A 12980-nucleotide genomic window follows, 5' to 3' on the forward strand; every position below is an offset into this window, starting at 1 on the left:
AGCGGCTTTTAGGGGCGAATGAACCTGATGGCTCATTCAATCCCCACCTGATTACGCCCATTGTTCTTCGCCAGATACAGCCCTTTGTCCGCCGCCAAGATCAATTGACGGCAATCGCCGCCCGATTGCGGGGTCATGGTCGACAGGCCGATGCTGATGGTCAGGCTCGAACCTTCGGCCGGGACAACATGCGGAATCTTTAGCGAAGCGACCGTCTGGCGCAGTTTTTCCGCGACCAGTCGCGCGCCGCCCGGCGAAGTATTGGGCAGCACCAAGGCAAATTCTTCGCCGCCATAACGGGCCGGCAGGTCCGAAGGTCGCGCGCTGGCATCACGGATCGCCGTGGCCACTTTGCGTAGAGCCTCATCGCCTTCAAGGTGGCCGAAACTGTCGTTGTAGGACTTGAAGTAGTCGACATCGATCATCAGCAGAGACAGTTGACTTTGTTCTCGCAGCGAGCGGCGCCACTCAAGCTCCAGGTATTCGTCGAAATGCCGACGGTTCGACAGCCCGGTCAGACCGTCTGAGTTCATCAAGCGTTGCAGCACCAGGTTGGTGTCGAGTAACTGCTGCTGGCTGACCCGCAACGCGCGGTAAGCGGCGTCGCGTTGCAGCAACGTCATGTAGGAGCGCGAGTGATAGCGGATGCGCGCCACCAGTTCGATGTTGTCCGGCAACTTGACCAGGTAATCATTGGCCCCGGCCGCAAACGCCGCGCTCTTGATCAGCGGGTCCTCCTTGGTCGACAGGACAATGATCGGGATGTCCTTGGTCGCCGGATGGTTGCGGTACTCACGCACCAGGCTCAAACCGTCAAGACCGGGCATCACCAGGTCCTGGAGGATCACCGTCGGCTTGATGCGGATCGCCTGGGCGATGGCCTGGTGCGGGTCGGCGCAGAAGTGGAAGTCGATGTTATCTTCGTTCGACAACCCGCGACGCACCGCCTCGCCAATCATTGCCTGATCGTCCACCAACAACACCATGGCGGCGTTTTCGTCGGTTTTGAAGCCGTCGTGCTGTAAATCATTCATGAGCAGTCACCTGAGTACTACTTGGGCCAGATTGCTGTGAAAAGCCTTCATTTTTGGAAGATTTCCAGCAATCTTGGCGCTATCTTTTCCAGTGGGCGAATTTCCACAGCGGCATCGATGGCCGCTGCCGCCTTCGGCATGCCGTACACCGCACTGCTGTTCTGATCCTGAGCGATGGTCAGGTAGCCCTGTTGGCGCATGAGTTTAAGCCCCTGTGCGCCATCACGTCCCATACCTGTGAGCAAAACACCCACCGCATCGCCGTTCCAGTAACTGGCCACACTCTCGAAGAACACATCGATCGAGGGCCGGTAGATCTCGTTGACCGGTTCGGCGGTGTAGGCCAGCGTGCCGTTTTTCAACAAGCGAATATGGTGATTGGTGCCCGCCAGCAGCACCGCGCCAGCCCGCGGAGGCTCGCCTTCCTGGGCCAGGCGCACGTTCAGGCCGCTGGCGCTGCTGAGCCATTCGGCCATACCGGCAGCGAACACCTGATCAACATGCTGCACCAGCACGATGGCGGCCGAAAAATCTCGCGGCAATCCCTTGAGCAATACTTCCAGTGCGGCCGGCCCACCTGCCGATGAGCCAATGGCGATCAGGCGCTGGCGCGAAGCCGAACTGCGCAGCGGGCTCGGGGCGGCTCGCTCCCGATTGCCCCGGTCACCGATCAGCCAACCGATGTTCATGATCTTGCGCAGTAACGGGGCCGCTGCTTCTTGGGCATTGCCGGCACCGATGGCCGGCGTATCAACCACATCCAGCGCTCCGTGGCCCATGGCCTCAAAGACTCGATGCACGTTCTGCACGCGGTCGACCGTAACGATGACAATCGCGCACGGCGTAGCCGCCATGATCCGCCGGGTCGCCTCCACCCCATCCATCACCGGCATGATCAGGTCCATCAGAATCAGATCCGGCGTATTTTCAGCGCAACGCTGCACCGCCTCGGCCCCATGACTGGCGACCCAGACCACCTCGTGCGCCGGCTCGAATGCCAGGGCGCGGCGCAGGGCCTCTACGGCCATGGGCATATCGTTGACAATCGCTATTTTCATGCACGCGCTCCTCCAATGAGCTCAACCACCGCGTCAAGCAGGGCGTCGTCATGAAAACTGGCTTTGGCTAGATAATAATCGGCTCCAGCGTCCAGTCCACGTCGACGGTCCTCTTCACGATCCTTGTAAGACACCACCATCACCGGAAGGGATTGCAGGCGATTGTCCCGACGCAATAATGACACCAGTTCGATGCCATCCATACGTGGCATATCGATGTCGGTGATCAGCAGATCAAAATCCTCCGATCGCAAGGCGTTCCAGCCGTCCATACCGTCCACCGCCACCGCCACGTCATAGCCGCGATTGAGCAACAACTTGCGTTGCAGCTCACGTACGGTCAGCGAATCGTCAACCACCAGAATCCGTTTTCGAGCCGCTTCAACCGCCTGGCTGCCTTGACGGGCAATGCGCTCAAGACGCCCGGTATTGAGCAGTTTGTCCACCGAACGCAGCATGTCTTCGACGTCGACGATCAGCACCACCGAACCATCGTCGAGCAAGGCCCCGGCGGAAATGTCCTGCACCTTGCCCAGACGCTCATCCAGCGGCAAAACAACCAACGTCCGCTCGCCGATAAAACGCTCGACCGCCACGCCGTAAATCGCCTCACGCTCGCGAATCACCACCACTTTGAGGGTTTGCTGACTGTTCTGGCTCGCCGGACGCTGCAACAGTTGACTGGCCGCGACCAGCCCGACATGCCGGCCTTCGTGCCAGAAATGCTGACGACCTTCGACCTGGAGAATGTCCGACGGCTCCAGATCGCACATCCGTTCGATGTGGGCCAGCGGAAAGGCATACGCCTCGTCACCGACTTCCACCACCAGACTGCGCACCACCGACAGGGTCAGCGGCACTTGGAGATGGAAGCGACTGCCCTCGCCCGCCGCCTGTTCCAGCTCGACCGCGCCGCGCACCTGGCGGACCATGTGCTGGACCGCGTCCAGTCCGACGCCGCGTCCGGAGACTTCGGTGACCGTGTCGCGCAGGCTGAAACCCGGTAGAAACAGGAAGGTCAGCAGCTCTTCTTCACTCAATTGCGCGGCGGTTTCGGCCGGGGACAATTGGCGCTCGATGATGCTGCGGCGGACCTTTTCCAGATCGACGCCATTGCCGTCATCGCTCAGCTCCAGCACCAGCAAACCGGCCTGATGGGAAGCGCGCAAACGGATCAGGCCTTCAGCGGGTTTGCCCGCCAATAGCCGCTGCTCCGGGGATTCGATACCGTGATCCACAGCATTGCGCAGCAGGTGAGTCAGCGGCGCTTCAAGTTTTTCCAACACGTCGCGGTCGACTTGAGTTTTCTCGCCCTCGATCTCCAGTCGCACCTGCTTGCCGAGGCTGCGCCCGAGGTCGCGGACCATGCGCTCTTGCCCGGCCAACACATCGGCAAACGGCCGCATGCGGCAGGCCAGCGCGGTGTCATACAACACTTGCGCCCGCTGGCTGGCCTGCCAGGCGAACTCATCCAGTTCGGCATTCTTTTCCACCAGCAATTGCTGCGACTCGGCCAGTAGCCGACGAGCGTCTTGGAGGGCCTCCTGTGCTTCTAGACTCAAGGCATGTTCCTTGAGGTGGACGTTGAGGTTTTCCAGCGCCCGCAGGCCGTTGCTCTGCATACGTTTGAGGCGTTGCATGGTGGCCAGGTGCGGTTTGAGCCGCAGGGTTTCCACCAGGGATTTGCTCGACAGATCAAGCAGGCTGTTCAGGCGTTCGGCCGTGACCCGCAGCACCCGCTCACCGTTTTCGGTGGTGCGTTTGGCCTTGCGCGGTGGCTCTGCGGGTTGCAGTTCGGCGACCGGGATTGGCGCCTCGACCTTGGGCGTCGGTGGTTCGAGCTGAAGTTCCGCCATCACAGGAGCGGCAGATGCAGCGACCGGCGTGGGCGTCGCCCTCGGATCAAGCAACCGCGCCATCAACACCACATAGGCCTCGATTTCCGCCAGTTCAGGGTTGTTGTCCGGTGTCGCAATGCGCATCAGCAAATCGGTGCCTTGCAACAAGGCATCGATGTGTTCGGGCCGCAAGTACAGGCGCCCTTCCTGGGCACTGACCAGGCAATCTTCCATCACATGCGCGACGCTGACCCCGGCGTCGACACCGACGATCCGTGCCGCGCCCTTGAGTGAGTGCGCCGCGCGCATGCACGATTCCAGGTGATCGGCCTGGGTCGGGTCGCGCTCCAGCGCTAGAAGACCTGCGCTCAGCACCAGCGTCTGGGCCTCGGCTTCCAGACTGAACAGTTCCAGCAAAGAGGCGTCGCGCATTTGCTCGGGGGTCATGTAAGGCTCCGGGTCACGGCGGACAACAGCTGATCTTCATCCAGCCACCGCAGGCTGCGACCTTTGAAGGGCAACACGCCGCAGGTGTATTTGGCGCTGGCCTGAGTACCAGAGCGGGAAGCCGCCTCGAGGACGCGTTCGTCGATGGCGTGAATCCCGTCCACTTCATCCACCGGTACCACCACCGGTCCGCCATGGGCGGCGATGATCAGCATGCGCGGCATGACCCGCGCGCCGGACGCCACGCTGCTGGCGCCGTCGAGCCCCAGCAACTCCACCAGCGACAGGCACGCCACCAACGCGCCGCGCACATTCGCCACGCCGAGCAAGGCCCGGGAGCGTTGGTGCGGCAAGGAATGAATCGCTTGCAGCGGCGCCACTTCCACCAGACTGCGAGTGGCCAGGGCCAGCCATTCTTCGCCCAGGCGGAACATCAGCAGCGAACGGGTTTTCACCTCGCGCTCAACCGTGCTGGAGACGTGCCCGTGGTCTTCCTGCTGTAACGCGTAGCGGTCGAGCAAGCGCGTAGCCGCAGCCGAATACACCGCGCAATTGCGGCAGTGAATGTGATCGCTCAGCAGCGGGCAGGACTTGTCGCCGTGGACACCGATGCGGTTCCAGCAGTCGTCGATGGCCTGGGCATCTTCATGGGTGAGGTTAAAGGTGTCGACGGCGTTCATCGGTTACGCTCACTGCGGGCGGCGCGGTCCTGCAATCGTCTGGCTCCTGCCGTGTCGCCCAAGGATTGCAGCAACGCCGCCAGGTGCATCAACGCGTCGGGATGTTGCGGGTCGAGGTACAGCGCCTTGCGATAGAAACCCTGAGCCTCAAGGACTCTGCCGGCGACATCGCTGAGCAGGCCCAGCCAGTAAAAGACCTGGGCCACGGGCTCGTGACTGCGCAAATAGCTCTCGCACGCGGCGCGCGCCTCGGCGCTTTTGCCTTCGTTGGCCAGTGCGGCGATGTTCGCCAGCAGTGTGGCGGTGTCCGGGTTGGCGACTTTCGTTACGACAGGGAGCGGCGTCACCGTTGCGAAGGGTCGACTGCGAACGGGCGGCGGCGTCACGGGGCGCACCGGTTGGCGCACGGGCAGAGGCGTCGGAACGAACGTCGCAAAATGCTCCGGCTCAGGTGCGCTTTGACGACTGAACGCAAAGGACTGCGGGATGCCGATCGACCGCATGCCAAAACGGCCGAGCAAACTGCCCTCCGCCGGGCCAATAAACAGCACGCCGTCGACGTGAGTCAGACGCTTGAGCACTTCGAACACTTGCTGCTGGGTCGGCTGATCGAAATAGATCAGCAGGTTGCGGCAAAACACAAAGTCATAGGGGGGGTCATTGACCAGCAACGTCGGATCCAGCAGATTACCGACCTGCAAACGCACTTGTTCGAGCACTCGCCCGCTGAGCCGGTAGCCCTCGACTTCGGCGGTGAAATGCCGGGCGCGAAAGGCGATGTCTTGACCACGAAACGAATTCTTGCCGTACAGGGCGCGCCGGGCTTTTTCCACCGACAACGGACTGACGTCCATGCCTTCGACCTTGAACTGGTGCGGCTGTAACCCGCCATCGAGCAACGCCATGGCGATGGAATACGGTTCTTCCCCGGTGGAACACGGCAGGCTGAGAATCCGCAGCGCGCGCATATTGTTGATGTCGTTCAGGCGTTTGGTGGCCAGTTTCGCCAATGTGGCGAAGGATTCCGGGTAACGGAAAAACCAGGTCTCGGGGACAATTACCGCTTCGATCAGCGCCTGCTGCTCGTCCTGCGAACCCTGCAAGGTGTGCCAATACTCATCGGCCGTCAGCGCTTTGGATGCCGTGCTGCGCTGGCGCACCGCGCGCTCGATGATCGCAGGTCCCACCGAGGTCACGTCGAGACCGATGCGCTCTTTAAGGAAATCGAAAAACCGCTGATCGCTGCTCATGGCCGCTCCTCGAATAGCGCCCGGTCCAACGGCTGCGATGGAAACAGCAGTGCGCGAACCTGATCGTCCAGCAGATCGGCGACCCGCACCCATTGCAGCAAACCCTGGGCATCTTCACGCACCGGCCCGAGGTACGGCGCCTGACGATTGTCCAGGCCATAGGGCTGAAAATCCGCCGGATTGCAGCGCAAGGTATCGGTGGCCTGTTCCAGAATCAGCCCGAGCCATTGCGCCTCAGCGGACTCGTCCGGACGGTAATTGACCAGCACCAGGCGGGTGCTGGTGCGGGCCTGGGCCGGTTGGCCGAATGTCAGCGCACTGAGGTCGATCACCGGCACCACCGCGCCGCGGTAAGCGAACACCCCGGCCACCCATTCCGGCGCGCGGGGAATCGGCTTCAACGGCAGGCGCGGCAGCACTTCCGCCACCTCGCTGGCCTGCAAGGCATAGCGCTCGTTGCCGATGCGGAACACCAGAAACAATGATTGCAACGCCGGCTTCACGGCGGCGCGTTTGGCCGTGGGTTCGCTCATCAGACTTTGAATCGCGAAACGCCGCTGCGCAGCCCTACGGCCACCTGGCTCAGTTCGTCGATGGCGAAACTGGCCTGGCGCAGGGACTCGACGGTCTGGCTGCTGGCATCACCCAGCTGCACCAGCGCGTGGTTGATCTGCTCTGCGCCCGTGGCCTGGGCCTGCATGCCTTCGTTGACCATCAACACCCGCGGCGCCAATGCCTGTACCTGATGGATGATCTGCGACAACTGCTCTCCGATTTGCTGCACTTCAGACATGCCACGGCGCACTTCTTCAGAGAACTTGTCCATGCCCATCACCCCGGCTGACACCGCCGACTGGATCTCGCGCACCATCTGCTCGATGTCGTACGTAGCGACGGCGGTCTGGTCCGCCAGTCGCCGCACTTCGGTGGCGACCACGGCAAAACCGCGACCGTATTCACCGGCCTTTTCGGCCTCGATGGCGGCGTTGAGGGACAGGAGATTGGTCTGGTCGGCGACCTTGACGATGGTCACCACCACCTGATTGATGTTGCCGGCCTTCTCATTGAGGATCGCCAGTTTGGCGTTGACCAGATCGGCCGCGCCCATCACCGAGTGCATGGTCTCTTCCATCCGCGCCAGGCCTTGCTGCCCGGAACCGGCGAGCACCGAGGCCTGATCGGCGGCGGTGGACACTTCGGTCATGGTGCGCACCAGATCCCGCGAAGTGGCGGCAATCTCACGGGACGTTGCGCCGATTTCGGTGGTGGTGGCGGCGGTCTCAGTGGCGGTCGCTTGCTGTTGCTTGGAGGTGGCGGCGATCTCGGTCACCGACGTGGTGACCTGCACCGATGAGCGCTGGGCCTGGGACACCAGGGACGTCAGCTCGGCCATCATGTCGTTGAAGCCGGTTTCCACGGCGCCAAATTCGTCCTTGCGCGCCAGGTTCAAGCGGTTGCTGAGATCACCGGTGCGCATGATTTCGAGAATTTCGACGATCCGGTTCATCGGCGCCATGATTGCGCGCATCAACAGCAGCCCGCAGAGGGCGGCGGCCATTACCGCGATTAGCAGGGAGATGCCCATGATGGTTTTAGCGGTGACCACCGCGTCATCGATGTTCGCGATTTCCTGGTCAGCCACCGCTTTGTTTTCGCGGATGATGTCATTGAGCTTCATGCGACCTGCGGTCCAGGCCGGGGTCAGTTGCTCGTTAAACATCTTGATGGCTTCAGCTTCCTGATTGCGCTTATGCAAATCGAGCACTGCAGCCAGCACCTTGTTGTAGTCGTCATGGCGCTTTTCAAAAATGGCGTACTCGACCTTGTCTTCCTCCGTGGTGACCGTGCTTAAGTAGTTACTCATCTGCCCTTGCAGCTGCACCTCGAAGTTTTTGAAGTTTTCGGCCTCTTCAGCGCTGAAGCCCTGCCCCTCCTTCAAACCCAGCATTTCCTGGGTCCGCAGATACGTGTCGACCCAGGCACTGCGGATCATCGAGCTGTAATACAACCCGGGCAGCGCGTCTTCACGGACGTTGGCTTCGCTGGCTTCGATCTTCAACAGCCGGGAATACGAGACGACGACCATCAGCAGCATGATGGCGATAATCACCGCAAAGCTCGCCAAGATGCGTTGGCGCAACGTCCAGTTCTTCACAGTCAGTCCTCGGGGCGGAATTTCAAATGATGCGCAGTATAGCCGAGGGCGGGGTTACATCTGGAAAGGGTTGCGCACCACTTTTCATCACCGGCAAAAACAGCCGGAATTGGCCTTGAGGGGAGGGGGAGCTCGTAGCGCGACTGAAGCCGCCTTCGCGGTGATCCGACTTGCCCGCGAAGGCGGCCTGATGACTTACACGCAAGCCTGTCGCACCTGCTTCTCCAATTCAGCCTTCAACCCCGGTTCAAGCTTGAGCTGACGCGCCAGTTCATCGAGGTAGGACTTTTCCATGAAGCTCTCCTCATCCACCAGCATCACACTGGCGATGTACATCTCTGCGGCCATTTCCGGTGTGCTCGCGGCACGGGCAACGTCGGCCGGGTCCAGCGGTTTGTTCAGTTCGGCGTGCAGCCAGTGCTGCAACTCTTGATCGGTATCGAGTTTGGTGAATTCACCTTCGATCAGCGCACGTTCACGCTCATCGACATGGCCATCAGCTTTAGCGGCGGCCACTAGCGCTTTGAGAATCGCCTGGCTGTGCAGCTCGACTTGCTCTGCGGGCAAACGATCAAGGGTTTGTGGTTCGCTTGTTGTATTAGAACGTGGTGCGGTGCCCTGCTGGGCTTGCCAGTTACCGTACGCCTTGTAGGCAATCACACCCAACGCAGCCAGACCGCCATAAGTCAGGACCTTGCCGCCGACACTGCGCCCTTTCTTGCTGCCCAACAGCAAACCCATGGCACCGGCCGCCAACGCCCCGCCGCCTGCGCCCGAGAGCAAACTGCCGAGGCCGCTCGAACCGCCGCCGCCGAGCAATCCGCCCAAGCCACCGCCAGTGGCCTTGTTATGTGAGCCGCCGGCCTTGTTCTGCAACATGTCCTGACCGGACCTGAGTAGCTGATCGAGCAATCCACGCGTGTTCATTTGCCGCCTCCAGAAAAGGGGTTAACCAGATCAATAAGGCCACCAGCCTAGTTCGAAAGTGCCTGGCATCCACGGTGCGAGAGTGCTTCGAGATGTTGCGCAGCGCTGTTCAGCGGACCACGGGCCTTCAGAAAAATGGATATACACTGAATCAAATCTATAAAAACCGCCCACCGGGTACGTTCCCCCATGATGACCTTGCGTCAGATCCGTCATTTCATCGCCGTGGCCGAGACCGGTTCAATCTCAGCCGCCGCGCAAACCGCGTTCATTGCTCAGTCCACCTTGACCCTGGCCATCCAGCAATTTCGGCCTGTTCAACCGTCACGCCAAGGGCATGACGCTGACCCACCAGGGCCACCAATTCCTACGCCAGGCGCACCTGATTCTGACAACGGTGGACAACGCCAAACGCAGCCTGCAACAGAGCACCGATCAGGTCGCCGGGCAGTTGATTATCGGCGTGACCAGCCTGGTGGCCGGTTACTACCTTGCGGATCTACTCACCCGCTTCCAGCGCGCCTACCCCAACGTCGAGATCCGGGTGATGGAGGACGAGCGCCCTTACATTGAGCATTTGCTGGTCAGCGGTGAGATCGATGTCGGCGTATTGATCCTCTCCAACCTCGAGGACCGCCACGCCTTGCAGACCGAAGTGCTGACCCACTCGCCGCATCGGTTATGGCTGCCGGCCCGAGAGCCGCTGATGGACCACAACGCCCAGCGCATGTGGGCAGCGGCCTCCCTACAACCGCGCATCACCTTAGTGGACCCATTCCTGACCGTTGCCCGCGAGCAGCCCCACGGCGGACGCAAGCCATCTATAAGACGGCCGCGCCCCAGTCACAGGGAGCAGCATGCCCACACAAGAAAAGAGAACCCGAAAAATGGCTGGCGCGCGTTGCCGAGGCGAGCACCGAACAAGTCGAAGCGGCGATCCTCGCCGCTCACCGCGCCTTCGCCGGTTGCTGGACATCGCCAACGCCATCGAAAAACAAGCCGGCCTCTTCGCCCGTTTTGTCTTTTCGAGTTGAAGAACTTCTGGCCCAACAACTGGATAAACTGACCGACCTGGACGCCATGAAGGCTAAGTGGGCAATACGTGCCGAGCGTAGCCTTGACTGAAAAAGCGGAAAGCGACCTCGTCGCGACTCATGAGCATGACCTAGACGTTGTTGGCGCTGAGGCTGCCATCGAGATAATTTCGACGATCTTGCAATCCTTCCAGCAACTGGAAAAAATTCCCGGATCGGGCACGCCTTCTGTGGTGCCAGATGTGCGTGAACGGGTAATTGCCGACATCCAGCGGCAGCACGATGCCCACTGCTGGATGTCGCCCATCATTAAAACCGCGACACACTCCTCATCGCCTCCACCAGATACCGCATCGCAATCTGGTCGCTTTCCGACAGCTCCCGATAGCGCTCCAACAACTTCATCTCGTCCGAACTGACCCGACGCCTTCTGCGCGCAGTGGTCAGGCAAGGAAGGATGCCCAGCAACTGGGTGATGCCTTGTACTTTCGTCATCGACGATGTCCTTCTATAAGCCCGAGAAAACTTCAAAAACCGCATCGCCCTCTCCTTTTTGCAGTCGCCGGCCTGAAGGGCTGAGCCCGGCCATAAATACAGAATAGAAACTATCGCGGCGGTGAAAAGCGTTTTTTAGAGTAATTAGTCAACAAAAACAGGAATGCCCTATAAATCAGAAAGTACTGTCAGAAAAATTAACCGGCCTGTCTTGTTTCATCGCCACGAAGCCAAAGTGCTACCCATCATTTTTTCTACACGACCGAACGGTTGAAGCTATTTGCAATCTGTTTGATGTCCGTAGCGTTTGGCCGAGGGCATGTCCGAACCTTTATTTTTGATCCAGCACGTGCCAGGAACGGCCCGGGATTTGTTCACGACAGGTTGAACTTATGCACCGCAGGAATTTGCTCAAAGCATCCATGGCCATCGCTGCCTACACCGGATTATCAGCCACCGGCCTGCTGGCTTCGCGGGCCTGGGCCGGTACCGGCGCGGCGGATGGCGAAGCTCAGGCGTTCGACTTCGAAGCACTGAAAATCCAGGCCAAACAGCTCGCCGGCCATCGGTACCAGGACACCAAGCAGGTGCTGCCGCCGACCCTGGCGACCCTGACACCGCAGAACTTCAACGCGATCCGTTATGACGCCAACCACTCACTGTGGAATGACCTCAACGGTCAGCTGGATGTGCAGTTCTTCCACATAGGCATGGGTTTCAAGCAACCGGTGCGCATGTACAGCGTCGACCCCAAGACGCGTCAGGCGCGGGAGGTGCATTTGCGCCCTTCCCTGTTCAACTATGAAAAAACCACGGTCGATACCAAACAGCTCACGGGCGACCTGGGGTTTTCCGGCTTCAAGCTGTTCAAGGCCCCGGAACTGGACCAGCACGACGTACTGTCCTTCCTTGGCGCCAGCTATTTCCGTGCGGTCGATGCCTCAGGCCAGTACGGGCTGTCGGCACGCGGCCTGGCGATTGATACCTATGCCAAGAAACGTGAAGAATTCCCGGACTTCACCAAGTTCTGGTTCGAGACCCCGGACAAGGACAGCACCCGTTTCGTGGTCTACGCCCTGCTGGATTCACCGAGCGCCACCGGCGCTTACCGTTTCGACATCGACTGCCAGGCCAGCCAGGTTGTCATGGGCATCGATGCCCACATCAACGCGCGCACCGCCATCGAACAACTGGGCATCGCGCCGATGACCAGCATGTTCAGCTGCGGCACCCATGAACGACGCATGTGCGACACGATTCACCCGCAAATCCACGACTCTGATCGCCTGGCCATGTGGCGCGGCAACGGCGAGTGGATCTGCCGCCCGCTGAACAACCCGGCCACCCTGCAATTCAACGCCTTCGCCGACACCGACCCGAAAGGTTTCGGTCTGGTGCAGACCGATCATGAGTTCGACAGCTATCAAGACACCGTCGACTGGTACAGCAAACGTCCGAGCCTGTGGGTAGAACCTACGACCTCGTGGGGCGAAGGCTCTATCGATCTGTTGGAAATTCCTACAACCGGCGAAACCCTGGATAACATCGTTGCATTCTGGACCCCGAAGAAACCGGTCGCGGCCGGCGACTCACTGAACTACGGCTACAAGCTGTACTGGAGCGCACTGCCACCGGTCGGCACGCCGTTGGCGCGGGTCAACGCCACGCGTTCGGGCATGGGCGGCTTCATCGAAGGCTGGGCGCCTGGCGAACATTACCCGCAGGTTTGGGCTCGACGGTTTGCCGTGGATTTCACGGGAGGCGGTCTGGACCGCTTGCCTGAAGGCGCAGGGATCGAGCCGGTGGTCACGTGCTCGAATGGGCAGGTCAAGGATTTCAACGTGCTGGTGCTGGATGACATCAAGGGTTACCGCATTACCTTTGACTGGTACCCAGCCAATGACAGTGTGGCGCCGGTGGAACTGCGGTTATTCATTCGTGCTCATGACCGCACGTTGAGTGAAACCTGGTTGTACCAGTACATCCCGCCTGCACCTGAAAAGCGCAAGTACACCTGACAGCTGTAGAAACGCAAAAGCCCCGACCAAACGGGTCGGGGCTT

10 protein-coding genes and 1 pseudogene are annotated in these 12980 nt (G+C 60.5%); 2 read left to right on the forward strand and 9 right to left on the reverse strand.

From position 1 onward, the window contains the following. Positions 1-32 precede the first annotated feature (32 nt). From ACXPVS_RS05730 to ACXPVS_RS05765, 8 genes are all read right to left on the reverse strand, one after another. Positions 33-1034 carry a diguanylate cyclase domain-containing protein gene (locus tag ACXPVS_RS05730; RefSeq protein WP_458509056.1) on the reverse strand — a complete coding sequence of 334 codons (1002 nt, stop codon included), beginning with the start codon at positions 1032-1034 and terminating at the stop codon, positions 33-35. A gap of 47 nt (positions 1035-1081) precedes the next feature. Further along, complete coding sequence (gene cheB / locus ACXPVS_RS05735; protein WP_458509057.1) at positions 1082-2092, reverse strand: chemotaxis-specific protein-glutamate methyltransferase CheB; 1011 nt, start codon at positions 2090-2092, stop codon at positions 1082-1084. Further along, a complete protein-coding gene (locus ACXPVS_RS05740; protein WP_458509058.1) occupies positions 2089-4377 on the reverse strand; it encodes a response regulator in 2289 nt (762 codons plus the stop codon). The genes cheB and ACXPVS_RS05740 overlap by 4 nt, the downstream gene beginning before the upstream one ends. Then, positions 4374-5057 (reverse strand): chemotaxis protein CheW, encoded by a 684-nt coding sequence (locus ACXPVS_RS05745; RefSeq protein ID WP_458509059.1) that lies wholly within the window; start codon positions 5055-5057, stop codon positions 4374-4376. The genes ACXPVS_RS05740 and ACXPVS_RS05745 overlap by 4 nt, the downstream gene beginning before the upstream one ends. Then, the gene (locus ACXPVS_RS05750) at positions 5054-6307 is read right to left on the reverse strand and encodes a CheR family methyltransferase (RefSeq protein ID WP_458509060.1); all 1254 of its coding nucleotides are present in this window, start codon (positions 6305-6307) and stop codon (positions 5054-5056) included. Before ACXPVS_RS05750 ends, ACXPVS_RS05745 begins: the two co-directional genes overlap by 4 nt. Then, positions 6304-6840, reverse strand: coding sequence for a chemotaxis protein CheW (locus ACXPVS_RS05755; RefSeq protein ID WP_458509061.1), 537 nt, complete (start codon positions 6838-6840; stop codon positions 6304-6306). Before ACXPVS_RS05755 ends, ACXPVS_RS05750 begins: the two co-directional genes overlap by 4 nt. After that, a complete protein-coding gene (locus ACXPVS_RS05760) occupies positions 6840-8462 on the reverse strand; it encodes a methyl-accepting chemotaxis protein (RefSeq protein ID WP_458509062.1) in 1623 nt (540 codons plus the stop codon). Before ACXPVS_RS05760 ends, ACXPVS_RS05755 begins: the two co-directional genes overlap by 1 nt. Before the next feature lie 195 nt (positions 8463-8657). Continuing rightward, on the reverse strand, positions 8658-9389 hold the full coding sequence (locus ACXPVS_RS05765; protein WP_458509063.1) for a tellurite resistance TerB family protein: 732 nt from the start codon (positions 9387-9389) through the stop codon (positions 8658-8660). 189 nt (positions 9390-9578) lie between these two features. On the opposite strand from ACXPVS_RS05765, the pseudogene ACXPVS_RS05770 reads away from it, so the two are divergent. Then, positions 9579-10215 (forward strand): annotated as a pseudogene (locus ACXPVS_RS05770) (LysR family transcriptional regulator); the annotation flags it as partial. A gap of 517 nt (positions 10216-10732) precedes the next feature. Here ACXPVS_RS05770 and ACXPVS_RS05775 read toward each other — a convergent pair. Further along, positions 10733-10918, reverse strand: coding sequence for a hypothetical protein (locus ACXPVS_RS05775; RefSeq protein WP_458509064.1), 186 nt, complete (start codon positions 10916-10918; stop codon positions 10733-10735). A 392-nt stretch (positions 10919-11310) separates the two neighbouring features. Between ACXPVS_RS05775 and ACXPVS_RS05780 the strand changes: the two genes are divergently transcribed. Next, positions 11311-12936 (forward strand): glucan biosynthesis protein D, encoded by a 1626-nt coding sequence (locus ACXPVS_RS05780; RefSeq protein WP_458509065.1) that lies wholly within the window; start codon positions 11311-11313, stop codon positions 12934-12936. The last annotated feature ends 44 nt before the right edge of the window (positions 12937-12980 follow it).

The organism is Pseudomonas sp. Ma2-10 (assembly GCF_054330215.1).

Excerpts from the sequence above, each read along its gene's own strand:
- ACXPVS_RS05740 (WP_458509058.1), bottom strand. The coding sequence starts at position 4,377 with ATGACCCCCGAGCAAATGCGCGACGCCTCTTTGCTGGAACTGTTCAGT.
- ACXPVS_RS05765 (WP_458509063.1), bottom strand. The coding sequence starts at position 9,389 with ATGAACACGCGTGGATTGCTCGATCAGCTACTCAGGTCCGGTCAGGAC.
- ACXPVS_RS05745 (WP_458509059.1), bottom strand. The coding sequence starts at position 5,057 with ATGAACGCCGTCGACACCTTTAACCTCACCCATGAAGATGCCCAGGCC.
- ACXPVS_RS05780 (WP_458509065.1), top strand. The coding sequence starts at position 11,311 with ATGCACCGCAGGAATTTGCTCAAAGCATCCATGGCCATCGCTGCCTAC.
- ACXPVS_RS05730 (WP_458509056.1), bottom strand. The coding sequence starts at position 1,034 with ATGAATGATTTACAGCACGACGGCTTCAAAACCGACGAAAACGCCGCC.
- cheB (WP_458509057.1), bottom strand. The coding sequence starts at position 2,092 with ATGAAAATAGCGATTGTCAACGATATGCCCATGGCCGTAGAGGCCCTG.
- ACXPVS_RS05755 (WP_458509061.1), bottom strand. The coding sequence starts at position 6,840 with ATGAGCGAACCCACGGCCAAACGCGCCGCCGTGAAGCCGGCGTTGCAA.
- ACXPVS_RS05775 (WP_458509064.1), bottom strand. The coding sequence starts at position 10,918 with ATGACGAAAGTACAAGGCATCACCCAGTTGCTGGGCATCCTTCCTTGC.
- ACXPVS_RS05750 (WP_458509060.1), bottom strand. The coding sequence starts at position 6,307 with ATGAGCAGCGATCAGCGGTTTTTCGATTTCCTTAAAGAGCGCATCGGT.